The sequence below is a fragment of the Streptomyces sp. NPDC001880 genome (genome assembly GCF_053594575.1).
In genome coordinates this window covers 23,452-43,321 of sequence record NZ_JBSFET010000053.1, presented here as the reverse complement: position 1 = coordinate 43,321, position 19,870 = coordinate 23,452, and the positions used below count along the sequence as shown (strand labels likewise).

The following is a 19,870-nucleotide window of genomic DNA, read 5'->3' as shown; positions in this document are numbered from 1 at the left end:
CCGCCACCACCGGCAAGCCCGTGCGCGACACCCACGCCGAGGCCGCCAAGGTCGCCGAGATGTTCGGCCAGATATCTCCTACTGCCCGTCGAGTTCCTTGGCGGCCTCGGTGAGGTCCTTCGCCGTGTCGATGGCCCGCCAGTACGCGCCGTGCGGGAGCGGGTAGCCGGCGAGCCTGCGCTCGCGCGCCAGCCGGGGGAACGTCGTCCGCTCGTGGTCGCCCCGGTCCGGCAGCAGGGTCGTGAACTCCGGGGAGAAGACGTACACACCGGCGTTGATCAGATACGGCGAGGGCGGCGACTCGATGAAGTCGGTGATGTGCCCGAACGCGTCCGTCTCGACGGCACCCCACGGGATACGGGGACGGGCCAGGGCCAGGGTGGCGGTCGCATCGCGCTCGGTGTGGAACGCGGCCATCTCGCGCAGGGAGAAGCGCGTCCAGATGTCGCCGTTGGTGGCGTACCAGGGCTGCTCGGGGGCGGGCAGCCGGGCGGCGGCGTACTTCAGCCCGCCGCCGCGGCCCAGCGGCTCCGACTCCACGACGGTCGTCACGCGCAGCGGCAGCACCGCCGAGTCCAGCCACTCCTGCAGCACCTCGGCCAGATGGCCGCACGACACCACGGCGTCGGTCACGCCCTCGGCGGCCAGCCAGGAAAGCTGATGGCCGATGATCGGAGTCCCGGTGCCCGGGATCTCGACCATCGGCTTGGGGCGGTCGTCGGTGTACGGGCGCAGCCGCGATCCCTGGCCACCCGCCAGAACCACGGCCTGCGTCGGATACGTATGCATGCCAGGCACGATATGCGGTGCCCGGAACGGCCGGTCAGCTGAACCGGGCGACGCCCGAGGCGAAGGACGTGTCGCAGACGGGGCGCGAGAACCGGTGGGCGCGCGTGGGGCCGTACTTCTCGACGGCCGCGCGGCCCAGTGCCCTGGCGATCGACATGCAGTGCCGGGCGAGCGAGGGGCGGCCCTCGACGGAGCGCTGGAGGTCCGTCAGCGCGACACCCGGGTCCTTCTCACGGAGCTCCACGAGCAGCCGGTCGCGGAGGGCGTCCTGCGGGGTGCGCGTCTTGGCGCGCGTGGAGATGTCGTGGGCCGACGCGGTCAGGACCTGGGGCTCGGAGTTGTGCGCTGCCCACGGCACGCTGGTGACGGCGAGGGTCCCGGAGAGGACCATCACGACGGGCAGTACGAAGGCGAGGGATCGGCCGATGCGGCGCGCAGTGTGGGTCACGCAGCGAGCGTAGCGGTCGGTAATGATATGGCGACGTTTCGTCACCCTTGAGGGGGATGGTTCGAGGGTGCTTTTCGAATCCGGTGTTGACGAACAGTGGCGAAATGACCGGTGTGCCGGGGAATCCGGCGCCGTACGGATCCAAACCCGATCAGGCCCGAGGGCGCGCAAACAGCCCCGCACGCGGAACGTGCGGGGCAGCTGTGTCGCGGGTGTGCGGGCGTCAGTCGGTGAGACGGGCACCCGTCGAGGTCGAGAAGACGTGCAGCTCGTCCGGGCGCGGCACGACGTGCAGCTTGGTGCCCTTCTCCGGGACGGCGCGGCCGCCGACGCGGACGACCAGGTCCTTGTCCTCGCCGCCGACCCGCGCGGAGCCGTAGACGAATCCGTCGGCGCCGAGCTCCTCGACGACGTTGACCGAGACGGCCAGGCCGGCCGGGGCGTCGGCGCTGTCCTTCGAGAGGGACTTCGCGGCGGCGCCGCCGTGCTCGACGATGTCGAAGTGCTCCGGGCGGATGCCGACCGTGACGGTCGTGTCGCCCTTGTCCGCGGCGGCGGAGAGCGCCTCGCGGGAGACCGGGACGACGCTGTTGCCGAACTTCACACCGCCGTCGGTGATCGGGACCTCGACCAGGTTCATGGCCGGGGAGCCGATGAAGCCGGCCACGAAGAGGTTCGCCGGCTTGTCGTACATGTTGCGCGGCGAGTCGACCTGCTGGAGCAGCCCGTCCTTGAGGACCGCGACACGGTCACCCATGGTCAGGGCCTCGACCTGGTCGTGGGTGACGTACACGGTCGTGATGCCCAGGCGGCGCTGGAGCGAGGCGATCTGCGTACGGGTGGAGACACGGAGCTTGGCGTCGAGGTTCGACAGCGGCTCGTCCATGAGGAAGACCTGCGGCTCACGCACGATGGCACGGCCCATCGCGACACGCTGACGCTGACCACCGGAGAGCGCCTTCGGCTTGCGGTCCAGGTACTCGGTGAGGTCCAGCATCTTGGCGGCCTCTTCGACCTTCGCCCGGATCTCGGTCTTGTTGACCCCGGCGATCTTGAGCGCGAAGCCCATGTTGTCCGCGACGGTCATGTGCGGGTACAGCGCGTAGTTCTGGAACACCATGGCGATGTCCCGGTCCTTCGGGGGCAGATGCGTGACATCGCGGTCACCGATGCGGATCGCGCCGCCGTTGACGTCCTCAAGGCCCGCGAGCATGCGCAGGGAGGTCGACTTGCCGCAACCGGAAGGACCGACGAGGACGAGGAACTCGCCGTCCGCGATGTCGATCTCGAGCTGGTCCACGGCCGGCTTCGTGGAGCCGGGGTAGACGCGGGACGCCTTGTCGAACGTGACACTGGCCATGCTGGATCTTCTCCTCCACCGGCAGGAACGTGCCGGACGATCCGAGTGACGGGAGTGGTCTGGTCCACTTGAGTGAACCTTCAGCGACGCTACCTGGCCATTTTGAATCTGTCAGTAGTTCGAAGAGCGCGAAATTTTGGGACCGCGCAGGGTGCAGTGTTGGTTACACTGCTCCGACATGCCTCCTTAGCTCAGCTGGCCAGAGCAACGCACTTGTAATGCGTAGGTCGTCGGTTCGAATCCGACAGGGGGCTCCGCGAAGACCCAGGCCGGACTCCTCCGACCTGGGTCTTTCTGCATCTCATGGCCTCGCGATGCGGGTGTGCCGGCCTGGACGTCCTCTCATGTGCCGGCCGGTGGCCGAACGTGGGAGAGGCGTGCAGTGGCGGTGCCCAGGAGGGGGCTGGGGGCGGAATTTGTCCGATCGTCGCTCCATCCGCACAGGCGGTCGCCGAGCAGTGCCGCCTGCAGGGGATTCGGCTCGCTGAACCGCCGTCACCGGGCAGCGGAGTCAAGACGTTCCTGACCAAGCTCGATCGGGAAGTCGGCGACGGTCTCGAAGTCCCCCTGATCCCGGAGAACTACGCCACTGGCAAGGCGCCGGGCATCGAGCGGTGACTGCTGCGCCCCTGCTGTACTTCGCGCCGCCGAAACTGGGCAAAATTTTCATATTGGGTTGACTCAATACTTACGTGAGCGAATGTGAATTTACGCGAATTTTATGTGCGGAACTATCGCTCCTTGCTCCGTGTCAACGCCCAACTCGCGCCCGTTTTACGGGAATTGTGGAAATTGGGGCGAATTGGGAATTTCATGAGCATGTGGAGCGGGCGCGCCTGTGCCGCCCGGTGCTCACAAAGCGTTAGAAAAGGGACACGCAATGTAATACCCGCTTGCTGTTGGTGAATTCTGTCCTGCTGGAGCCAGGCGGGTCATCTCATGAACTGAGAGGTAGTCGATGACTGTCGAGACGAGCCCGTCGAAAACCGCGACGGCACAGGACCAAGCGCAGGAGCAGCTCAGTCTCGGCACTGCCGCTGCGCGGAACCTCGCCACCACCACCAAGTCCGAACCCCAGATGCAGGGGATCAGCTCGCGGTGGCTGCTGCGGAAGCTGCCGTGGGTCAACGTCCCGGGTGCTGCCTACCGGGTCAACCGGCGCCTGACGTTCACGGTCGGGGACGGGAAGGTGTCGTTCGAGAAGAACGGGTCCAAGGTTCGCGTCATCCCGCAGGAGCTGGCCGAGCTTCCCCTGCTGCAGGGGTTCGAAGACGGTCCGGCGTTGGGTGCGCTCGCCGACAAGTTCGTCCAGAAGGAATTCGACCTCGGTCAGGTGATCGTGGAGGAGGGGCGCAAGGCCGATCACGTCTATCTGATCGTGCACGGCAGGGTGGACAAGGTCAGGCCCGCGAAGTACGACGGCGAGTCCATCATGGGCCGGTTGTCGGACGGCGACAGCTTCGGCGGCAGTGTGCTGGCGGGAGCCGACGGCAAGTGGGACTTCACGGCTCGTGCGGTGACCGCAACCACTGTCCTGGCGCTGCCCCACAGCGCGTACAAGACGGTCGTCGGCCAGCACGAGGCGCTGCGGTCGCATGTCATGAAGCGCAGTGCCGAGGCGCAGAAGCCGGCGAACAAGTGTGGTGAGGCCGCCATTGAGCTGCTGTCCGGCCACGACGGCGAGCCGATCCTGCCGACCACATTCGCCGACTACGAACTCCATCCGCGTGAGTACGAGTTGAGTGTGGCGCAGACGGTACTGAAGGTGCACAGCCGGGTCGCCGACCTCTACAACCAGCCGATGAATCAGACGCAGCAGCAGCTGCGGCTCACCATTGAGGCAATGCGTGAGCGGCAGGAGAAGGAGATGGTCAACAACCCCGAGTTCGGGTTGCTCCACAACACCGACTTCGACCAGCGCATCCCGACCTGCTCCGGCCCGCCCACCCCGGACGACCTCGACGACCTGCTGAGCATGCGCCGCGGTACCAACTACATCTTCGCCCACCCGCGTGCCATCGCCGCGTTCGGCAAGGAGTGCAACAAGCGGGGCATCTCCCTCGGCAGCGCCGACGTCGACGGTCACCACATCCCCGCGTGGCGGGGCGTGCCGATCCTGCCGTGCGGCAAGATCCCGGTCTCGGATCACCAGACCTCGTCGATCATCGCCGTGCGTACGGGCGAGGACAACGAGGGCGTCATCGGCCTGTACCAGACCGGGTTGCCCGACGAGGTCGAGCCCGGACTCAACGTCCGGTTCATGGGCATCGACGAGAAGGCGATCATCTCCTATCTCGTCAGCACCTACTACTCGGCCGCCGTCCTGGTCCCGGATGCGATCGGCATTCTCGAGAACGTCGAGGTGCGGCCGCGTGGCTGAGAACCGGGCCGGGCGAACGAGGAAGGGCTGAAGCGATGTCATTGCTGTCCGGCGTGTTCGCCGCGCCCACGGCTCACGGGATGGCGGATCCGGTAAGCGCCTCGCGGTCCGACCCGGCAGCACCTCCCGGGGAACAGGACCTGCCGGACCTGACGGCCGAGCGGCTCGCGTCCTCGGGGCAACGGACGGCGGCGTGGCTCCCCACCGGGCCCACCGGCCTGGGCACATCGGCGGCCAGGCAACTTCTCCCGCCGCCGACGGAGCACGAGGGGTCCGGGCCGGGCCCCGCGACCCCGCCTCGAGCCGGTGATCCGATTCCGGGTCTCCACTGCCCGCCCGCCGTGCCGGCCGATCCGGCCAGGATCGCCGAGGTGGACCGCCGGCTCGAAGCCTGGGCCCGGGAGCTCAGCCTGTTTCCCCCTGAATGGGCCGGAGACTTCGCCGGCTTCCAGGTCGGCCGGGCGGTCGTCCTCCAGCACCCGGCAGCAGCCGACCTGGAGCGCCTCGTCGTCGCGGGCAAACTGCTGGTTGCGGAGAACGTCGTCGACGACTGTTACTGCGAGGACTACGGCGGATCCCCGATCGGCCTGGGCAGTCGGCTCGTCATCGCGCAGAGCGCCCTGGATCCCCTGCACACCGCGGACGGCTACCAGCAGCAGTGGCACGAGGGGCTGGGGTCGGACGCTCCGCTGCGTTCGTACGCCGCCGCGATCCGTGCCTTCCGGGACATCGCCACTCCCAGCCAGGTCACCCGGTTCATCCACGATGCCGCGCGCCTGCACCTGGGGTACCTCGCCGAGGGTGCCTGGGCGCAGACCCGCACCACACCACCGGTGTGGCAGTACCTGGTGATGCGGCAGTTCAACAACTTCCGCCCCTGCCTGTCCATCGTGGACGCCGTGGACGGCTACGAACTGCCCGAGCCGCTCTACTCCCGGCCCGAGGTCCAGCGCGTCACCGCACTGGCCTGCAATGCCACCACGCTCGTCAACGACCTGTACTCCTTCACCAAAGAGATGGCCATCGACGAGCACCATCTGAACCTTCCAGTGGTGCTCGCCGCCGAGGAGGGCCGAGGCCTCAAGGACGCGTACCTGAAGGCCATCGACATCCACAACGAGATCATGCATGCCTTCGAGGACGAGTCCCTCGTCCTGGCCGCCGAGAACCCGGTCCTGGCCCGCTACACCACCGGCCTCGCCGCGTGGGTCGCCGGCAACCACGAATGGCACCACACGAACACGTACCGCTACTCCCTGCCCAACTACTGGTGAGAGAAGACACCTACATGACCACCACCACAGCGCTCCGCACCAGCGCGACGGAAGCTCCTGCCATCAGCCACTACCAGGCGTCGGTGGCCGATTACTGGAACCGCGAGAAGAATCCCGTCAACCTCCGGCTGGGTGAGGTCGACGGCTTCTACCACCACCATTACGGCATCGGCGATGTCGACTGGTCGGTCCTGCAGGGTCCGCAGGACACCCGCGACGAGCGCGTCGTCGCCGAACTGCACCGCCTGGAGAGCGCCCAGGCCGACTTCCTCGCCGACCACCTCGGTGCCGTCACCGCCGATGACCGGCTCCTGGACTCGGGCTGCGGCCGAGGCGGTGGCAGTCTGGTTGCCAACAAGCGGTTCGACTGTCACGTCGACGGGATCTCCATCTCCGAGACCCAGGTGGCTTTCGCCACCGAACAGGCCAAGAAGCGCGGCGTGGACGACAAAGTGCGGTTCCACCTCAAGAACATGCTCGACACCGGCTTCGGAACCGGCTCGTTCCGTGCCATCTGGAACAACGAGTCCACGATGTACGTCGATCTGTCGTCGCTCTTCGCCGAATACGCCCGCCTGCTCACACGCGGCGGCCGGTATGTCACCATCACCGGCTGCTACAACGACACCTACGGACTGCCGTCCCGCGAGGTCTCGACGATCAACGCCCACTACATCTGCGACATCCACCCCCGCTCCGCCTACTTCAGGGAGATGGCGAACAACCGGCTCGTGCCGATCAGCGTGGTGGACCTCACCGCGGCCACCATCCCGTACTGGGAGCTGCGCGCCCAGTCCTCCCTGGCCACCGGCATCGAGGATTCCTTCCTGACCGCGTACAAGAACGGCAGCTTCCAGTACCTGCTGATCGCCGCCGACCGGATCTGACACCACGTCTGACCCCACAACGGAATGCGGGACGCCCCGAACACCCGGGCACGCGTCCCGCAGCGTCCTCTCGACATGCCTCACCCTTCACAGGAGGATGCGCTCCCCCATGGTTTCTGAGCCGGCGGAGTGGATCCCGGACCTGCTCGCCAAGAGGAAACACCGCGACATCGTCGGGGGCTCCTGCGGCACGGACCCCGACGGGGATGTTGCGCAAAGCGGCCTTCCGGATGGATCCGAGCCGGCCGACTGCTCTCCCGGCAACGCGGCACCCCGTGAGGGCTGACGAGCCGTACCGGATTCCGTCCACGCATCCCTTTCCCGCACCAGCTGCCCGGGAGGGCGAATCCTGGAGGACGGCGCAGGAACGGTCTCGCCGCAGGCCAGGGCAGTGGCGAACCACGCCGGACAGACGGCCGAGCGGGCTTCGCAGAAGACCCAGGCCGGAACGTTGTCCGGCCTGGGTCTTCTGCGGTGCGTTTTCGGATGTCATGCAGGGTGGGCCCCGGTGGCCGCCGCGTGGGGCGCGCCGGTGGGGCCGCGCGTCAGGCGGTGTCGGCCAGCCGGTGCAGTATCCCGGCGACCAGCGCGGTCTGGTGGGCCACCGTGTCCGGGAAGATGAACTCGTGCCTCGCATGGGCGCCCCCGCCCACCGCTCCCAGGCCGCAGAGCACGGGAAGGTCCAGGCCGGCGACGAAATTCGCGTCGCTGGCGCCACCGACGGTGACATCGGCGAGCGGGCGGCCGAGTTCCTCCGACACCGCTCGCGCGGTCTTCAGCAGGGGTTCTGACGCGGCGTTCAGCGTCATCGGCGGCCGGTTCCAGCCGTGCTGGACATCGATGCGGATGCGCGGGTCGCTCACCTGGATCGCGTCGAACGCGGCGTCCACGCGGTCCTGCTCCGCCCGGGTGAGAATCCGGATGTCGATGCTCGCGGACGCCTGTCCGGCCACGACGTTCGTTCCGGATCCGCCGCTGATGCGCCCCACGTTGACCGTGGTGCCCTCCGCGGGTGCGGCCGTGGCCGCCGCGTCCGTGATGAACTCGGCGAGCGCGTGGATCGCGCTCGCACCGTCCTCGGGGTTCAGTCCGGCGTGTGCTTCCACTCCGGTGGCTGTCACCGTGAAGATGCCCCCGCCCTTGCGACCTGTCTTGACGGCACCGTCCACACTCGCCTCAAGTACCAGCGTGGCGTCCACGGATGCCGCGACCCGTTCGATCACCGGCCGGGACGAGGGGGAGCCGATCTCCTCGTCGCCGTTGAGGACGAAGATCACCGTGGGCACTGCCGCACCGCTCTCGCGGAGCAGTTTGAGAGCCCAGATGCCCTGAGCGAGGCCCGTCTTCATGTCGAAGATGCCGGGTCCGCTCAGACGTTGCCGGCCGTCTTCGTCGATGTGGGAGGCGATCGGCCAGTTCGCCAGTGTGCCCTGCGGCCACACGGTGTCGTAGTGGCCGACGATCGCGACACGCCCTGGCCCGTCCCCTTCGTAGGTGAGGACCAGGGTGTCGCCCTGCTCGCCGCCCGGGTGCCGTTCCTCCTCCGTGGGGGCTCCGAGCCGGTGGGTGACGAGAGTGCTCAGCAGTTCAAGCCCGTGACCGAGGCCGGTGAGGTCGTAACTGTGGGTTTCGCAGGCGACGAGGTCGGTGATGTCGGTGAGGATGTCCGCAGCGGCGGCGGCGGCGCTGCGGGCGAGCTCGGAGATCATGGTGCGGTGGCTCCGTGGGGATGGGGAATGCGGGGGATGGGGGTCAGGCGCCGGGGCCGAATGGGATGCCGAGCAGATACCAGGCCAGCACGAAGCTGACCCACACCACCCAGACGACAGCGGCCAGCGGGATGGTGAACGAGGCGAGCGTGCCGATCCCCGCCGACTTCCGGTAGCGCTGGATGAAGCCGAGAGCCATGGCGAAGTACGGGCTCATGGGGGTGATGCAGTTGCTGACGGAGTCGGCCACCCGGTAGACGGCCTGGGTGGCCTCGGGGCTGATCCCGATGAGCATGAGCATGGGGATGAACACCGGTGCGGCCAGCGCCCAGAGCGCGGATCCGCTGGTGATGGCCAGGTTCATGAAGGTGACCAGGACGGCTATGCCCAGCAGGACCACCCACCCGTGCACGCCGAGGTTCTGCAGTGCCTCCGCGCCGCGTATCGCGAGCACCTCGCCGATGTGACTCCACTTGAAGTAGGCGAGGAACTGGGAGATGGCGAAGAACAGCACCAGGATCGGCGCCATGGACCGGGCGCCCTCGATCATGGCCGCCACCACGTCCCGGGACCCGGGAAGGGATCCGGTGATCCGGCCGTACACGGTGCCCAGAAGCGCGAAGAAGATGCCCAGCAGAAGGGCCATGCCCGAGAACAGCGGGGACTGGACGATGCTGCCCCCTTCGCCGCGCAGCGGGGACTCCGTCGGCAGCATGACGAGGACCAGAGCGGCCACGAAGGCCAGCGCGACCAGTCCGGTCACCCGCAGGGCGCGGCGCTGGACGGAGGTGACCTCGACATCGGCCAGTTCCTCGGCGCTCAGGTCCGAGGCGGGGGCGTCGGTCTCCAGATCGGGGCGGCGGGCCAGGACCTTCTCGGTGACCAGGGTGATGACGAGGGCGACGAGCACCGAGGACGCAAGGCTGAAGTAGTAGTTCGCCACAGGAGTGACGACGTAGTTCGGGTCGATCGTCTGCGCGGCGGCAGTGGAGATCGTGGACAGCAGTACGTCGGTGGTCGTCAGCGAGGGCGAGGCGTCGTAGCCCGCCGAGATGGAGACGAACGCGACGATGCAGCCGAGTACGGGGCTGCGGCCGGCGGCGCGGAACACCAGGGCGCCCAGGGGGATGAGCGTCACGTAAGCGGCGTCGCCGGCGACGTGGCCGACCATCGCGGTCATGGACAGGGCGAACGTCAGGTACTTGCCAGGTACCCGTGCGACGAGGCGACGCAGCAGGGCACTGAACAGCCCGCTGCGCTCGGCCACCGCGATACCGAACATCACCGTGAGGATCGTGGCCAGCGGGGGGAAGCTCGCGAAGTTCTCCACCGCCTCCTCGACCATCATCGTGATGCCGTCCCGGCTGAGCAGGCTGCGTACCGCGACGGTCTCGTCGCCTCCGGGCTGGACGGCGCCGAGATCCGCCGCGGACAGGACCGCGCTCAGCACGATGACAAGCAGTGCCAGCATCCAGAACAGCCAGAAGGGATGAGGCAGTTTGTTGCCCACCCTCTCGATCACGGCGAAGCTGCGGAAGGCTACCTGCAGCACCTTCGGCTGCGGGGCCACCTCTTCGGTGGTCAGCTCATGGGGCATCGCAAAAGGGAACCTTTCCGCGCGAAGGTAAACGGGGCAGTGAAAAAGGGGGTGATTCGGCCGAGATCCGGACCGCCGTTTCGGGGTGGACGACCGCGTTGCATCATCGTGTGCATTTACGGCCACCTGGGCCGAAAATCGTCGAGAATCGCTTTCTGGAGGCCCTGTATGCACGATTTCGCCGACCCGCTCCCGGACGGCCGCCTGGAGGAGGCCGACCTCGCGCTCGCCAACTGCCTGCAGATCGCGCCACGTGCCTCCTGGGCCACGCTCGGCGACGTCCTGGGGGTCAGCGCCGCCACGGCGGCCCGGCGCTGGCGGCGGCTGGCCGCCACAGGGCAGGCATGGGTCACCGCGACCGGAGGTGCCAGTCTGTGGCGCTCGCTGTGCGATGCCTTTCTCGACATCCGGTGCCATCCGGCGCAGCGCGGCCGGGTGGCACTCGCCCTGGCCCGCGATCCGAGAACCAAGTCGGTGATGGAGGTCGCCAGCGGCCGTGATCTGCATGTCAACGTCATCACCAGCGATCTGCACGCACTGTCGCGCTTCGTCCTGGATCAGGTCAGCCGCCTCCCCGGGGTGGTGGAGGTCGATGTGCAGATCAGTACGCACACCTATATGTCGGGAACTGCCTGGCGGCTGGACGCCCTGTCCCGCACCCAGCGCGAGCGTCTGCAACCCGTGACCGCGCCGAGTCGGCCGGTGCAGAACGGGTGGCTGTCACCCGCCGACCGCACTCTCCTGCTCGCACTGGCTCCGGACGGCAGACTGCCGCTCACCGAGCTCGCCGAACGCACCGGCGCCAGTCACACGGCGACCCGCCGCAGGCTGTCCCGGCTGGAGCAATCGGGCGCCATCTCCTTCCGCTGCGAGATTTCCCAGCACCTCACGAGCTGGCCGGTGACGACGCTGCTGTGGGGCCGGGTCCCGCCGGGTGACCGCATGCGGGTCAGCGAACGACTGGCCCGCATGCCCGAGATCCGCCTGCTGATGGCCACCAGCGGCGGCACCAATTTCCGGGTGTCCACCTGGCTGCGTTCCACCGCCGGCGCGCACGAGCTGGAGGAGCGGATCACCGCCGCCCTGCCCGAGTTCGAAATCGTCGAGCACGCCGTCGTGCTGCGCACGGTGAAACGGCTCGGCTGGATTCTGGACGATCTCGGGCGGCGCCGGGAGTGCGCGCCCATCGACCCGTGGTGCCCGGACGACACCCCCATCCCGTCGGCGGACCCGGGCGAGTACGAGGCGTAGGGCGGAAGCGCGGCCCGGGGCGCGTCGGGACTTCGTCAGCGGAACGATCCGAAGCGTTCCGCGACGACCGGCAGCCGGTCCGCGGCCAGGGCGTGTGCGGCGGCTCGGGGGGTGCTGCCCTCGGCCTCGGCGCGGGCCAGGATCCCATCGACCAGGGCGCGCATCGACCGGCGGGTGTACGCGAAGGCTTCGTCGGCGTCGGCGCCGATGTCGCCGAACAGGGTCCACCACCACCAGGCGTTCGTACCGGAGTTGACGACGACGTCCGGCAGTACGGTGATGCCGCGGGCGGCCAGCAGGGCCTCCGCCTCGGGCACCACCGGCATGTTGGCGGCCTCGACGATCCAACGAGCGGTGATCCCCGCCTGGTTGGCGGTGTCCACGGCGTACGAGACGGCGGCCGGGACCAGCACCTCCGCGTCGGCGGTCAGCCAGGCGTCGGCCGGCAGCTCACGGTCCTCGGCGCGGAGCGCGGCACGGTCCACGGTGCCGTGGCCGTCGCGGGCGGCGAGCAGCGCCTCGACGTCCAGGCCGGCGGGGTTGGCCACGGTGCCCTTGATGTCGGCGACCGCGACGACGCGGAGTCCGGCACGGGCCAGGAAGCGGGCGGTGGCGCCGCCCATGGTGCCGAAGCCCTGTACCGCGACGCGGGTGCCGGAGTGGGCGACGCCGGCCCGGTCCAGGGCGGTGAGTACCGATTCGGCGACCCCGCAGCCGCCCACCAGCTCGTCCAGGCCGATGCCGTCCACGTCGATGGCGAATGCGTCGGCGAGGCGCCGCCGGGCGGCCTCCTCGTCGTCGAGCAGGGGGTAGACCGCCTGCACGGAGGAGACCAGGCCCGCCTCGGCGGCGGCCCGGTCGACCAGGTCCTGGGTGAGGCCGAGGTCCTCGCCGGTGGTCCAGAACTGCTCGATGTAAGGCCGTACGGCGCGCAGATAGCGGACCAGGACGCCGTAGGCGGCGGGGTCGCGCGGATCGCAGTCGATGCCGCCCTTGGCGCCGCCCAACGGGATGTAGCGGCCCTGGGGGTTGTAGTGCAGCACCTCCTTCATCGTCATGCCGCGGGCCAGGCCGGCCACTTCCTCCAGGGTGCAGCCGGCGCGCATCCGCAGGCCGCCGCTGGAGACGCCGCGCACCAGACGGTCGATGACCAGGTGCCCCTGGTGCCCGGTCTCCTGGTCGGTCCAGGTGAGGGAGATCAGGGGGGTGGTGGGGGAGGTGGTCATCGGGGGAGCTCCTGGGGGACGGCGATGAGGGTGGGGCCCGGGGTGTCCAGGGCCCGGCGCAGGGCCCCGGCGAGCGCCTCGGGCGAGTCGGCGCGTACGCCGTGGCCGCCGTAGGCGCGGGCCAGGGCGGGCAGGTCGACCGGCGGCAGGTCGACCGCGGTGGGGCGGTCGCCGCGCGATGCCATCTCGTCGCGGATCTCGCCGTAGCCGCCGTTGTCGAAGACCACGACGGGCAGCGGGAGCCCCAGTTGTACGGCGGTGGCCAGCTCCTGCACGGAGAACTGCAGGCCCCCGTCGCCGCTCAGTGCTACGGCCGGCCGGGCGGGGTCCGCGACCTTGGCACCGATGGCGGCGGGCAGTGCGTAGCCGAGCGTGCCGAAGCCCGTCGGGTGCAGATAGCGGCCCTCGGGGGCGATGGGCAGGTGCGGGATCGCGCCGTAGTAGCAGCACTGGGCGCTGTCGGAGGTGAGCACCGTGTTCGCGGGGAGCACCGATCCGATCGCCGCCAGATACGGCAGCAGGTGCGCGTCCTCGCCGCGGGTCTCGGCGTTCCGCTCCTCGCGCAGCGCGGCGACGGCCCGGTGGACTTCGGGGTGCGTGTTCTCGGTGGAGGAGGGGAGGGCGGCGAGCAGGGAGCGCAGGGTGTGGCGGGCGTCGCCGACCAGAGGGAGGTCTGCGGGCGGGCCCGCGTACATCTGCGCCGGATCGATGTCGGCCCGGACGAGGGTGCCGCCGAGCGCGGGCAGGGGTTCCCACAGGTCGGACTCGGCGAGTTCGGTGCCGACGGCGAGCACCACGTCGCGCTCCGTCAGCCAGCGCCGGACGGCCCGGCTGTGCAGGGAGGCGCCGAGCGACAGCGGGTGGGTCTCCGCGACGATCCCCTTGCCGTTGGCCGAGGTCACCACGGGGGCGCCCAGCTCCTCGGCCAGTCGCAGGCACTCGGCGGCGGCCGTGCGCGCCCCGCCGCCGAGCACGATCCCGGGCCGGGCGGCCGAGCGCAGCGCCGCGGCCGCCTTCGAGAGCGCGTCCGGGTCCGCCGTCGCGGGGGAGAGGGGCGGGGCGGTCCGTACCGGCCCGGCCGGTTCCACGGCGGTGAGCAGGTCCAGGGGTATCTCGATGTGTACGGGGCGGGGGCGTCGCGTACGGAAGAGGGTGAAGGCGCGGGCGACTGCCACGCCGATCTCCTCGGCCGAGGACACCCGGTGGCTGACGGCCGCGACGCCCCGCAGCGCCTCGGTCTGGCTGCGCATCTCGTGCAGCAGTCCGGTCGACTGCCGGGGGTGGCGCAGTGGCATGCCGGGTGAGACGACGAGCAGCGGGACGCTGTCGGAGTACGCCTGGCCGACGGCGGCCGCGATGTTCAGCAGGGCCGGGCCGGTGGTGGTGATCGCCACGCCGGGCCGGCCGCTGACCCGGGCGTAGGCGTCGGCGGCGTAGCCCGCGCCCTGTTCGTGGCGGGGGTTGAGGTGGCCGATGCCGTGGGCGGCCAGGTGCCGGTAGATCTCCAGGTTGTGGGTGCCGGGGATGCCGAAGGCCTGGGTCACCCCGTGCGCGGCGAGCGCCCGTACCAGGACCTCGCCGCCGGTGAGGTCGTCTCGCGGTGGCCGGGTGTGGGTGGTCGCGGGCGGTTCCGGCATGGGGTGTCCAGGCACTGCACAGGCTCCTTACTGAATGAGTAGTCAGTATTTGGAGTGTGGAGCGCCCATGTCAATGCGTGCAGGTGCTGAACGTTTGTTCAGTTGTCGGGGTGGTGGCCGCCTCGCCGGCTGACGTCACGCCGAGCGCGGGCACCCGCCATCGCCCGGTGGCGGGTGCCCGTCCGGCCCTCCGGTCAGTGCCGCCCGGCCAACCGGTCCGCGGCCTTCGCCACCGGGTCCGTGCCGGCCCGTGGCGAGGTGAGCTCGCGGCGGTCGGCGGCGCGGTAGGCGGCGTACATGCCGTGGACGCCGATCCAGCGGAAGGGCTCCGGCTCCCAGCGTCGGACCCGGTGGCCGACCCAGGGGAGGGTGGTCAGATCGGTGGGGCCCGACTGGCCGGAGTCCTGCTGGATCAGGTCGCGCAGGGTGCGGGCGGCGAGATTGGTGGTGGCGACGCCGGAGCCGACGTAGCCGCCCGCCCAGCCGAGCCCGGTGGAACGGTCCAGGGTGACCGTGGCGCACCAGTCGCGGGGGACGCCGAGGACGCCGGACCAGGCGTGGTCGATCCTGGCCCCCGCGGTGCCGGGGAAGAAGCGGACCAGGATGTCGCGGAGGGCCTCGATGGTGGCGGGCTGGGTGCGGCCGTCGTTGTCGGTGCCCGAGCCGAAGCGGTACGGGACGCCGCGGCCGCCGAGCGCGATGCGGTCGTCGGCCGTGCGCTGGGCGTACATATAGGCGTGGGCCATGTCACCGAGGGTCTCGCGGCCCTCCCAGCCGATGGTGTCCCAGACCGACTGGGGGAGCGGCTCGGTGGCGATCATCGAGGAGTTCATGGGGAGCCAGGTGCGCCGCTGGCCCTTGAGGTTCGCCGTGAAGCCCTCGGTGCAGCGCAGGATGTACGGGGCGCGGACGGTGCCGTACGGGGTGTGCGCGTGCTTGGGCTTGATCTCGGTGACGGGCGTCGACTCGTGGATGGTGACGCCGAGCGCCTCGACGGCCGCTGCGAGACCCTGGACGAGTTTGACCGGGTGGAGCCGGGCGCCGTGCGGGGTCCAGGAGGAGCCGACGGCTCCGGTGACGTTGACGCGTTCGCAGGTCTCACGGGCACCGCGCAGCACGCGGTCCGTCTCGCCGAAGGCGATCTCGACGGAGTGGAAGTCCTTGAGTCTGGCCAGCTGTGCGGGGGTGTAGGCGACTTCGAGGACGCCGCCCTGATGGATGTCGGCGTCGATGTGCTCCTCGGCGGCCACCCGTACGACCTCGTCGACCGTCTCGTTCATCGCCTGCTGGAGCCGGACGGCGGCTTCGTGGCCGTGGAGCTTCGCGTAGCGGTCGCGGCCCGCGATGCCGTTGTAGAGCCAGCCGCCGTTGCGCCCGGAGGCGCCGTAGCCGCAGAACTTGGCTTCGAGGACGGTGATGTTGAGGAAGGGGACGGCCTTCTTGAGGTAGTAGGCGGTCCACAGCCCGGTGTACCCGCCGCCGACGATGCAGATGTCGGCGGTGACGTCGCCGGCCAGGGGCTCCCGGGCCAGGGGAGTGCCCTGGTCCGCGTACCAGAACGATATGCCGCCGTTGACGGTGCTGACGGTGCTCATGTTGCCCCTGCTTTGTCCGGTGTGAAGCCCTGTTGGCTAGGGCGGGACGTTACTGCGCGACGGGCGTTCCCGTCCCGTGTCGGGACCGGATCAGTGGGTAGCAGGCGGGGCCGAGGAGTACGGCGATGAAGTGGCCGAGGTCGGTGAAGGTGCTGCCGTGGCTCTGCTTACGCTGCTCCCATGATTCGTACCGCTGTCCCCGCCGATGTCCCCGTCATCCACGCCATGGTCCGTGAGCTGGCCGAATACGAGAAGGCCCTGCACGAGGTGAAGGCCACCGAGGAGCAGCTGCACGAGGCGCTGTTCGGTGAGCGGCCCGCCGCGTACGCGCACATCGCCGAGTCGGACGACGGCGAGCCGGTCGGCTTCGCGCTGTGGTTCCTGAACTTCTCGACCTGGCGCGGGGTGCACGGCATCTACCTGGAGGACCTGTACGTACGCCCGGAGCGGCGCGGCGGCGGTCACGGGAAGGCGCTGCTGACGGAGCTGGCGCGGATCTGCGCGGAGCGCGGCTACGAGCGCCTGGAGTGGTCGGTGCTGGACTGGAACGCCCCGTCCATCGCCTTCTACGAGTCGCTGGGCGCGCGCCCGCAGGACGAGTGGACGGTGTACCGGCTGACGGACGAGGCGCTGGCGGAGCTCGGCGGGCAGCGGTAGGCGGGCGGCGGTCCTTTTGCCCCGGCCCGCGCAGGGCCGTGGCATCGCCCCGGGGGCGTTGTCATTCGTGGCATCGGCCCTCGGAGGCGTTGTCAGTGCCATGGGTCACGATGGACGGCATGGCACGCGGCAACAGCAGTAAGACGGACACCGTCCCGGCCGCCCGGCGGCCACAGGTGCGGCTCCCACCGCTCGTTCCGTACGACGGCGCGGGCCTGGAGCCGGACGGTGACTACGACGGGCTCCGGTTCGAGGGGGCGGATCTCGCGGACGAGTCGGGTCCGGGAGCCCGGTTCATGGACTGCGCGCTGGACGGCTGCGCGCTGGACCGCGCGGAGCTGGTCAGGGCCCGCTTCATCGACTCGGTGCTGACGGGTGTACGGGGTGTGGGCACCGATCTCGCGGGGGCGTCGCTGCGTGACGTGGAGGTGGTGGACGCCCGGCTGGGCGGGGTGCAGCTGCACGGCGCGGTGCTGGAGCGGGTGCTGGTGCGCGGCGGGAAGATCGACTACCTGAATCTGCGGAAGGCCCGGCTCAAGGACGTGGTGTTCGAGGGCTGTGTGCTCTCCGAGCCGGATTTCGGGGACGCGCGGCTGGTGCGGGTGGAGTTCCGCGACTGTGTGCTGAAGCGGGCCGACTTCAGCTCCGTACGGATGGAGTCGGTGGACCTGCGCACGGTCGCGGAGCTGGACATCGCGCGCGGGGTGGAGCGACTGGCGGGTGCGGTGATCAGCCCGGCGCAGCTGATGGAGCTGGCGCCGGCGTTCGCGGCGCAGATCGGGGTGCGCGTGGAGCCGTAGCGGAGAGGCGGAGAAGGGGGTCAGACACGGGGGAAGCGGGCCTGGAGGTCCCAGATCACGGGGTTGTCGGCGAGACCTTCGTGCATGTCGGCGAGGTCGGCGATCAGATCGTGCAGGAAGTCGCGGGCCTCGCGGCGCAGCAGCGAGTGGCTGAAGGTGAGCGGGGGCTCCTCGCCGGGCATCCAGTCCGCCTCGATGTCGACCCAGCCGAAGCGCCGCTCGAAGAGCATCCGGTCGGACGATTCGGTGAAGTCCAGTTCGGCGAACTGCCGCCGGTGCGAGCGGTTGCCGCGCGGGTCCTGGTCGATCTGCTCGACGATGTCGCACAGCGCCCATGCGAAGTCGAGCACCGGCACCCATCCCCAGGCCGTGGACACCTCGCGGTCCTCCTTGGTGTCCGCGAGGTAGACGTCCCCGGAGAACAGATCGTGCCGCAGGGCGTGGACGTCCGCGCGGCGGTAGTCGGTCTGCGGGGGGTCGGGGAAGCGCCGGGAGAGGGAGTAGCCGATGTCGAGCACGCCTCGATGGTGTCATGCCCGAAGGCGCGCCGGTGCCCGGAGACCTGCTGACCGGTTTCAGGACAGCAGTCGCTGCTCCTTGGCCATGGCGGCGGCCGTACGAGGACGTCGCGGTGTCCGGCGACGGCCGCACGGCCTACGTCCCCGAGGGCCTCACCCGCGACGGGTACGGCAACGGCGTCACCGTCGTCGATCTCACCGGCGAGCACCGGCCGTTCGAGCTGGCCGCGGGCACCCGTCCGCTGGGGATCGCGTTCCTCTGAGCCGATATCCCGCCAATCGGGCATTCCGCGCCTAGGATCGCCGATGTGGATCAGCGAACACCCGTACGCCGCGCGGCCCGCGTCGCCGCTCTCGTCCTGCTGGCGCTGACGGCTTCCACCGGCTGCACCGGCGGGGTCGAGGGCAAGCCCGGCGCCGCCGGCCTGCGCGACCCGTACTTCCCGAAGCTCGGCAACGGCGGCTACGACGTCACGCACTACGACCTCGCGCTCGACGTCGACCCGGCCGCCCACCGGCTGCGCGGCACCGCCACGATCACCGCGCGCGCCACCCAGGACCTCAGCGCCTTCAATCTCGATCTCGTCGGACTCACCGTGGACTCGGCGACCGTCGAGGGCCGCCCCGCCGCCGTCAACCGGGCGGGGCAGGAGCTGACGCTGCGCCCCGACGCCGAGGTGAGGAGCCATCTGCGCAAGGGCGGCACCTTCCACACGGTCGTCCGCTACTCGGGCTCGCCGCGGACCCTCACCGATGCCGACGGGTCCGAGGAGGGCTGGCTGAGGACCGCGGACGGTTCGGTCGCGCTCGGCCAGCCGACCGGCTCGATGGCCTGGTTCCCCGGCAACAACCACCCGAGCGACAAGGCGTCGTACGACATCGCCGTCACCGTCCCCAAGGGGCTGACGGCGGTGTCCAACGGCGAGCCGGTCTCCCAGCGCACGTCGGGCACCACCACCACGTTCCGCTGGCACGCCCCCGAACCGATGGCGAGCTATCTCGCGACCGTGGCCATCGGCCGCTTCGACACGAAGACATCGACGACCCCGGACGGCATCAAGGTGTTCAACGCCGCGGACACGACGGTGGCGGCGGACAGCGCGCGGATTCTCGCCCGTGTTCCCGAGGTCGTGAAGTGGCAGGCGCAGCGGTTCGGCCCGTACCCCTTCTCCGCCCTGGGCGCGATCGTCGAGCGCTCCGAGGACTCCGGCTACGCCCTGGAGACCCAGACCCGGCCCGTCTTCCCAGGGACGCCGGACGTGGGGCTGCTCGTCCATGAGATGGCCCACCAGTGGTTCGGGGACTCCGTCACCCCTGTGAGCTGGCGGGACATGTGGCTCAACGAGGGTTTCTCGACCTATGCGGAGTGGCTGTGGGAGGCCGACAAGGAGGGCCGTCCCATGCAGGACCTGTTCGACGCCGCCTTCGAGGACGACGACAACTGGGCCTTCCCGCCGGCCGATCCGCCGACGGCCGCGGACATTTCGCAGGCGCCGGTGTACGGGCGCGGGGCGATGGTCGTCCACAAGGTCCGGCAGGCTGTGGACGACGACCGGCGTTTCTTCGAGCTCGTCAAGGGCTGGACGAAGGCCCACCGGCACGGCAACGCGTCGACCGCCGACTTCACCGCCTATGTGGAGAAGACGACCGGGAAGGACCTGACGGAGCTGTGGGACACCTGGCTGTACGGCAGGAGCCGGCCCGCCTCGGAGGGCTGACCGGCTCCCGGTGGGGCAACGCAG

Annotated in this window: 16 protein-coding genes, 1 tRNA gene and 2 pseudogenes; 9 read left to right on the top strand and 10 right to left on the bottom strand. The window is 69.8% G+C overall.

From position 1 onward, the window contains the following. Positions 1-78: 78 nt before the first annotated feature. The 3 genes from ACWCQ6_RS24735 to ACWCQ6_RS24725 form a co-directional block, all read right to left on the bottom strand. Positions 79-789, bottom strand: a complete 711-nt coding sequence (locus ACWCQ6_RS24735; protein WP_451092597.1) for a nucleotidyltransferase family protein — start codon at positions 787-789, stop codon at positions 79-81. A 34-nt stretch (positions 790-823) separates the two neighbouring features. Continuing rightward, entirely contained in the window at positions 824-1,237 is a 414-nt protein-coding gene (locus ACWCQ6_RS24730; protein ID WP_451092595.1) for a hypothetical protein, read from the bottom strand. Positions 1,238-1,460: 223 nt separating this feature from the next. After that, a complete protein-coding gene (locus ACWCQ6_RS24725) occupies positions 1,461-2,597 on the bottom strand; it encodes an ABC transporter ATP-binding protein (protein WP_404110853.1) in 1,137 nt (378 codons plus the stop codon). Between the two features lie 180 nt (positions 2,598-2,777). On the opposite strand from ACWCQ6_RS24725, the gene ACWCQ6_RS24720 reads away from it, so the two are divergent. The 4 genes from ACWCQ6_RS24720 to ACWCQ6_RS24705 all read left to right on the top strand — a co-directional run bounded on the left by ACWCQ6_RS24720 (position 2,778) and on the right by ACWCQ6_RS24705 (position 7,138). Beyond that, positions 2,778-2,851 (top strand) — tRNA-Thr (locus ACWCQ6_RS24720). Positions 2,852-3,555: 704 nt separating this feature from the next. Beyond that, complete coding sequence (locus ACWCQ6_RS24715) at positions 3,556-4,977, top strand: family 2B encapsulin nanocompartment shell protein (protein ID WP_451092593.1); 1,422 nt, start codon at positions 3,556-3,558, stop codon at positions 4,975-4,977. A gap of 35 nt (positions 4,978-5,012) precedes the next feature. After that, positions 5,013-6,251 (top strand): family 2 encapsulin nanocompartment cargo protein terpene cyclase, encoded by a 1,239-nt coding sequence (locus ACWCQ6_RS24710; RefSeq protein ID WP_451092591.1) that lies wholly within the window; start codon positions 5,013-5,015, stop codon positions 6,249-6,251. A gap of 14 nt (positions 6,252-6,265) precedes the next feature. After that, entirely contained in the window at positions 6,266-7,138 is an 873-nt protein-coding gene (locus ACWCQ6_RS24705; RefSeq protein ID WP_451092589.1) for a geranyl diphosphate 2-C-methyltransferase, read from the top strand. Between the two features lie 545 nt (positions 7,139-7,683). Here the strand turns inward: ACWCQ6_RS24705 and ACWCQ6_RS24700 are convergent. Both ACWCQ6_RS24700 and ACWCQ6_RS24695 read right to left on the bottom strand, forming a co-directional pair. Continuing rightward, positions 7,684-8,847 carry a M20 family metallopeptidase gene (locus ACWCQ6_RS24700; protein WP_451092587.1) on the bottom strand — a complete coding sequence of 388 codons (1,164 nt, stop codon included), beginning with the start codon at positions 8,845-8,847 and terminating at the stop codon, positions 7,684-7,686. Positions 8,848-8,890: 43 nt separating this feature from the next. Next, positions 8,891-10,444 (bottom strand): AbgT family transporter, encoded by a 1,554-nt coding sequence (locus ACWCQ6_RS24695; RefSeq protein ID WP_451092585.1) that lies wholly within the window; start codon positions 10,442-10,444, stop codon positions 8,891-8,893. Between the two features lie 168 nt (positions 10,445-10,612). On the opposite strand from ACWCQ6_RS24695, the gene ACWCQ6_RS24690 reads away from it, so the two are divergent. Then, positions 10,613-11,695, top strand: coding sequence for an AsnC family transcriptional regulator (locus ACWCQ6_RS24690; RefSeq protein ID WP_451092583.1), 1,083 nt, complete (start codon positions 10,613-10,615; stop codon positions 11,693-11,695). A 35-nt stretch (positions 11,696-11,730) separates the two neighbouring features. Here ACWCQ6_RS24690 and ACWCQ6_RS24685 read toward each other — a convergent pair whose 3' ends face one another. The 4 genes and pseudogenes from ACWCQ6_RS24685 to ACWCQ6_RS24670 form a co-directional block, all read right to left on the bottom strand. Continuing rightward, positions 11,731-12,921: a Glu/Leu/Phe/Val dehydrogenase dimerization domain-containing protein gene (locus ACWCQ6_RS24685; protein ID WP_451092581.1), complete on the bottom strand. Its 1,191-nt coding sequence runs from the start codon at positions 12,919-12,921 to the stop codon at positions 11,731-11,733. Continuing rightward, positions 12,918-14,573 (bottom strand): 5-guanidino-2-oxopentanoate decarboxylase, encoded by a 1,656-nt coding sequence (locus ACWCQ6_RS24680; RefSeq protein WP_451092579.1) that lies wholly within the window; start codon positions 14,571-14,573, stop codon positions 12,918-12,920. The genes ACWCQ6_RS24685 and ACWCQ6_RS24680 overlap by 4 nt, the downstream gene beginning before the upstream one ends. Positions 14,574-14,752: 179 nt before the next feature. Then, positions 14,753-16,153 (bottom strand): NAD(P)/FAD-dependent oxidoreductase, encoded by a 1,401-nt coding sequence (locus tag ACWCQ6_RS24675; protein ID WP_451092577.1) that lies wholly within the window; start codon positions 16,151-16,153, stop codon positions 14,753-14,755. A 49-nt stretch (positions 16,154-16,202) separates the two neighbouring features. Further along, positions 16,203-16,304 (bottom strand): annotated as a pseudogene (locus ACWCQ6_RS24670) (rhomboid-like protein); the annotation flags it as partial. A 29-nt stretch (positions 16,305-16,333) separates the two neighbouring features. On the opposite strand from ACWCQ6_RS24670, the gene ACWCQ6_RS24665 reads away from it, so the two are divergent. Beyond that, a complete protein-coding gene (locus tag ACWCQ6_RS24665) occupies positions 16,334-16,810 on the top strand; it encodes an N-acetyltransferase family protein (protein ID WP_451092575.1) in 477 nt (158 codons plus the stop codon). A 119-nt stretch (positions 16,811-16,929) separates the two neighbouring features. Beyond that, positions 16,930-17,610, top strand: a complete 681-nt coding sequence (locus tag ACWCQ6_RS24660; RefSeq protein ID WP_451092573.1) for a pentapeptide repeat-containing protein — start codon at positions 16,930-16,932, stop codon at positions 17,608-17,610. Between the two features lie 20 nt (positions 17,611-17,630). Here ACWCQ6_RS24660 and ACWCQ6_RS24655 read toward each other — a convergent pair whose 3' ends face one another. Then, positions 17,631-18,128, bottom strand: a complete 498-nt coding sequence (locus ACWCQ6_RS24655) for a hypothetical protein (RefSeq protein ID WP_451092571.1) — start codon at positions 18,126-18,128, stop codon at positions 17,631-17,633. An 83-nt stretch (positions 18,129-18,211) separates the two neighbouring features. Between ACWCQ6_RS24655 and ACWCQ6_RS24650 the strand changes: the two are divergent. Together ACWCQ6_RS24650 and ACWCQ6_RS24645 are read left to right on the top strand one after the other, a co-directional pair. Next, a pseudogene (locus ACWCQ6_RS24650) lies at positions 18,212-18,391 on the top strand (hypothetical protein); the annotation flags it as partial. A gap of 45 nt (positions 18,392-18,436) precedes the next feature. After that, positions 18,437-19,846 carry a M1 family metallopeptidase gene (locus tag ACWCQ6_RS24645; RefSeq protein ID WP_451092569.1) on the top strand — a complete coding sequence of 470 codons (1,410 nt, stop codon included), beginning with the start codon at positions 18,437-18,439 and terminating at the stop codon, positions 19,844-19,846. Positions 19,847-19,870: the final 24 nt, after the last annotated feature.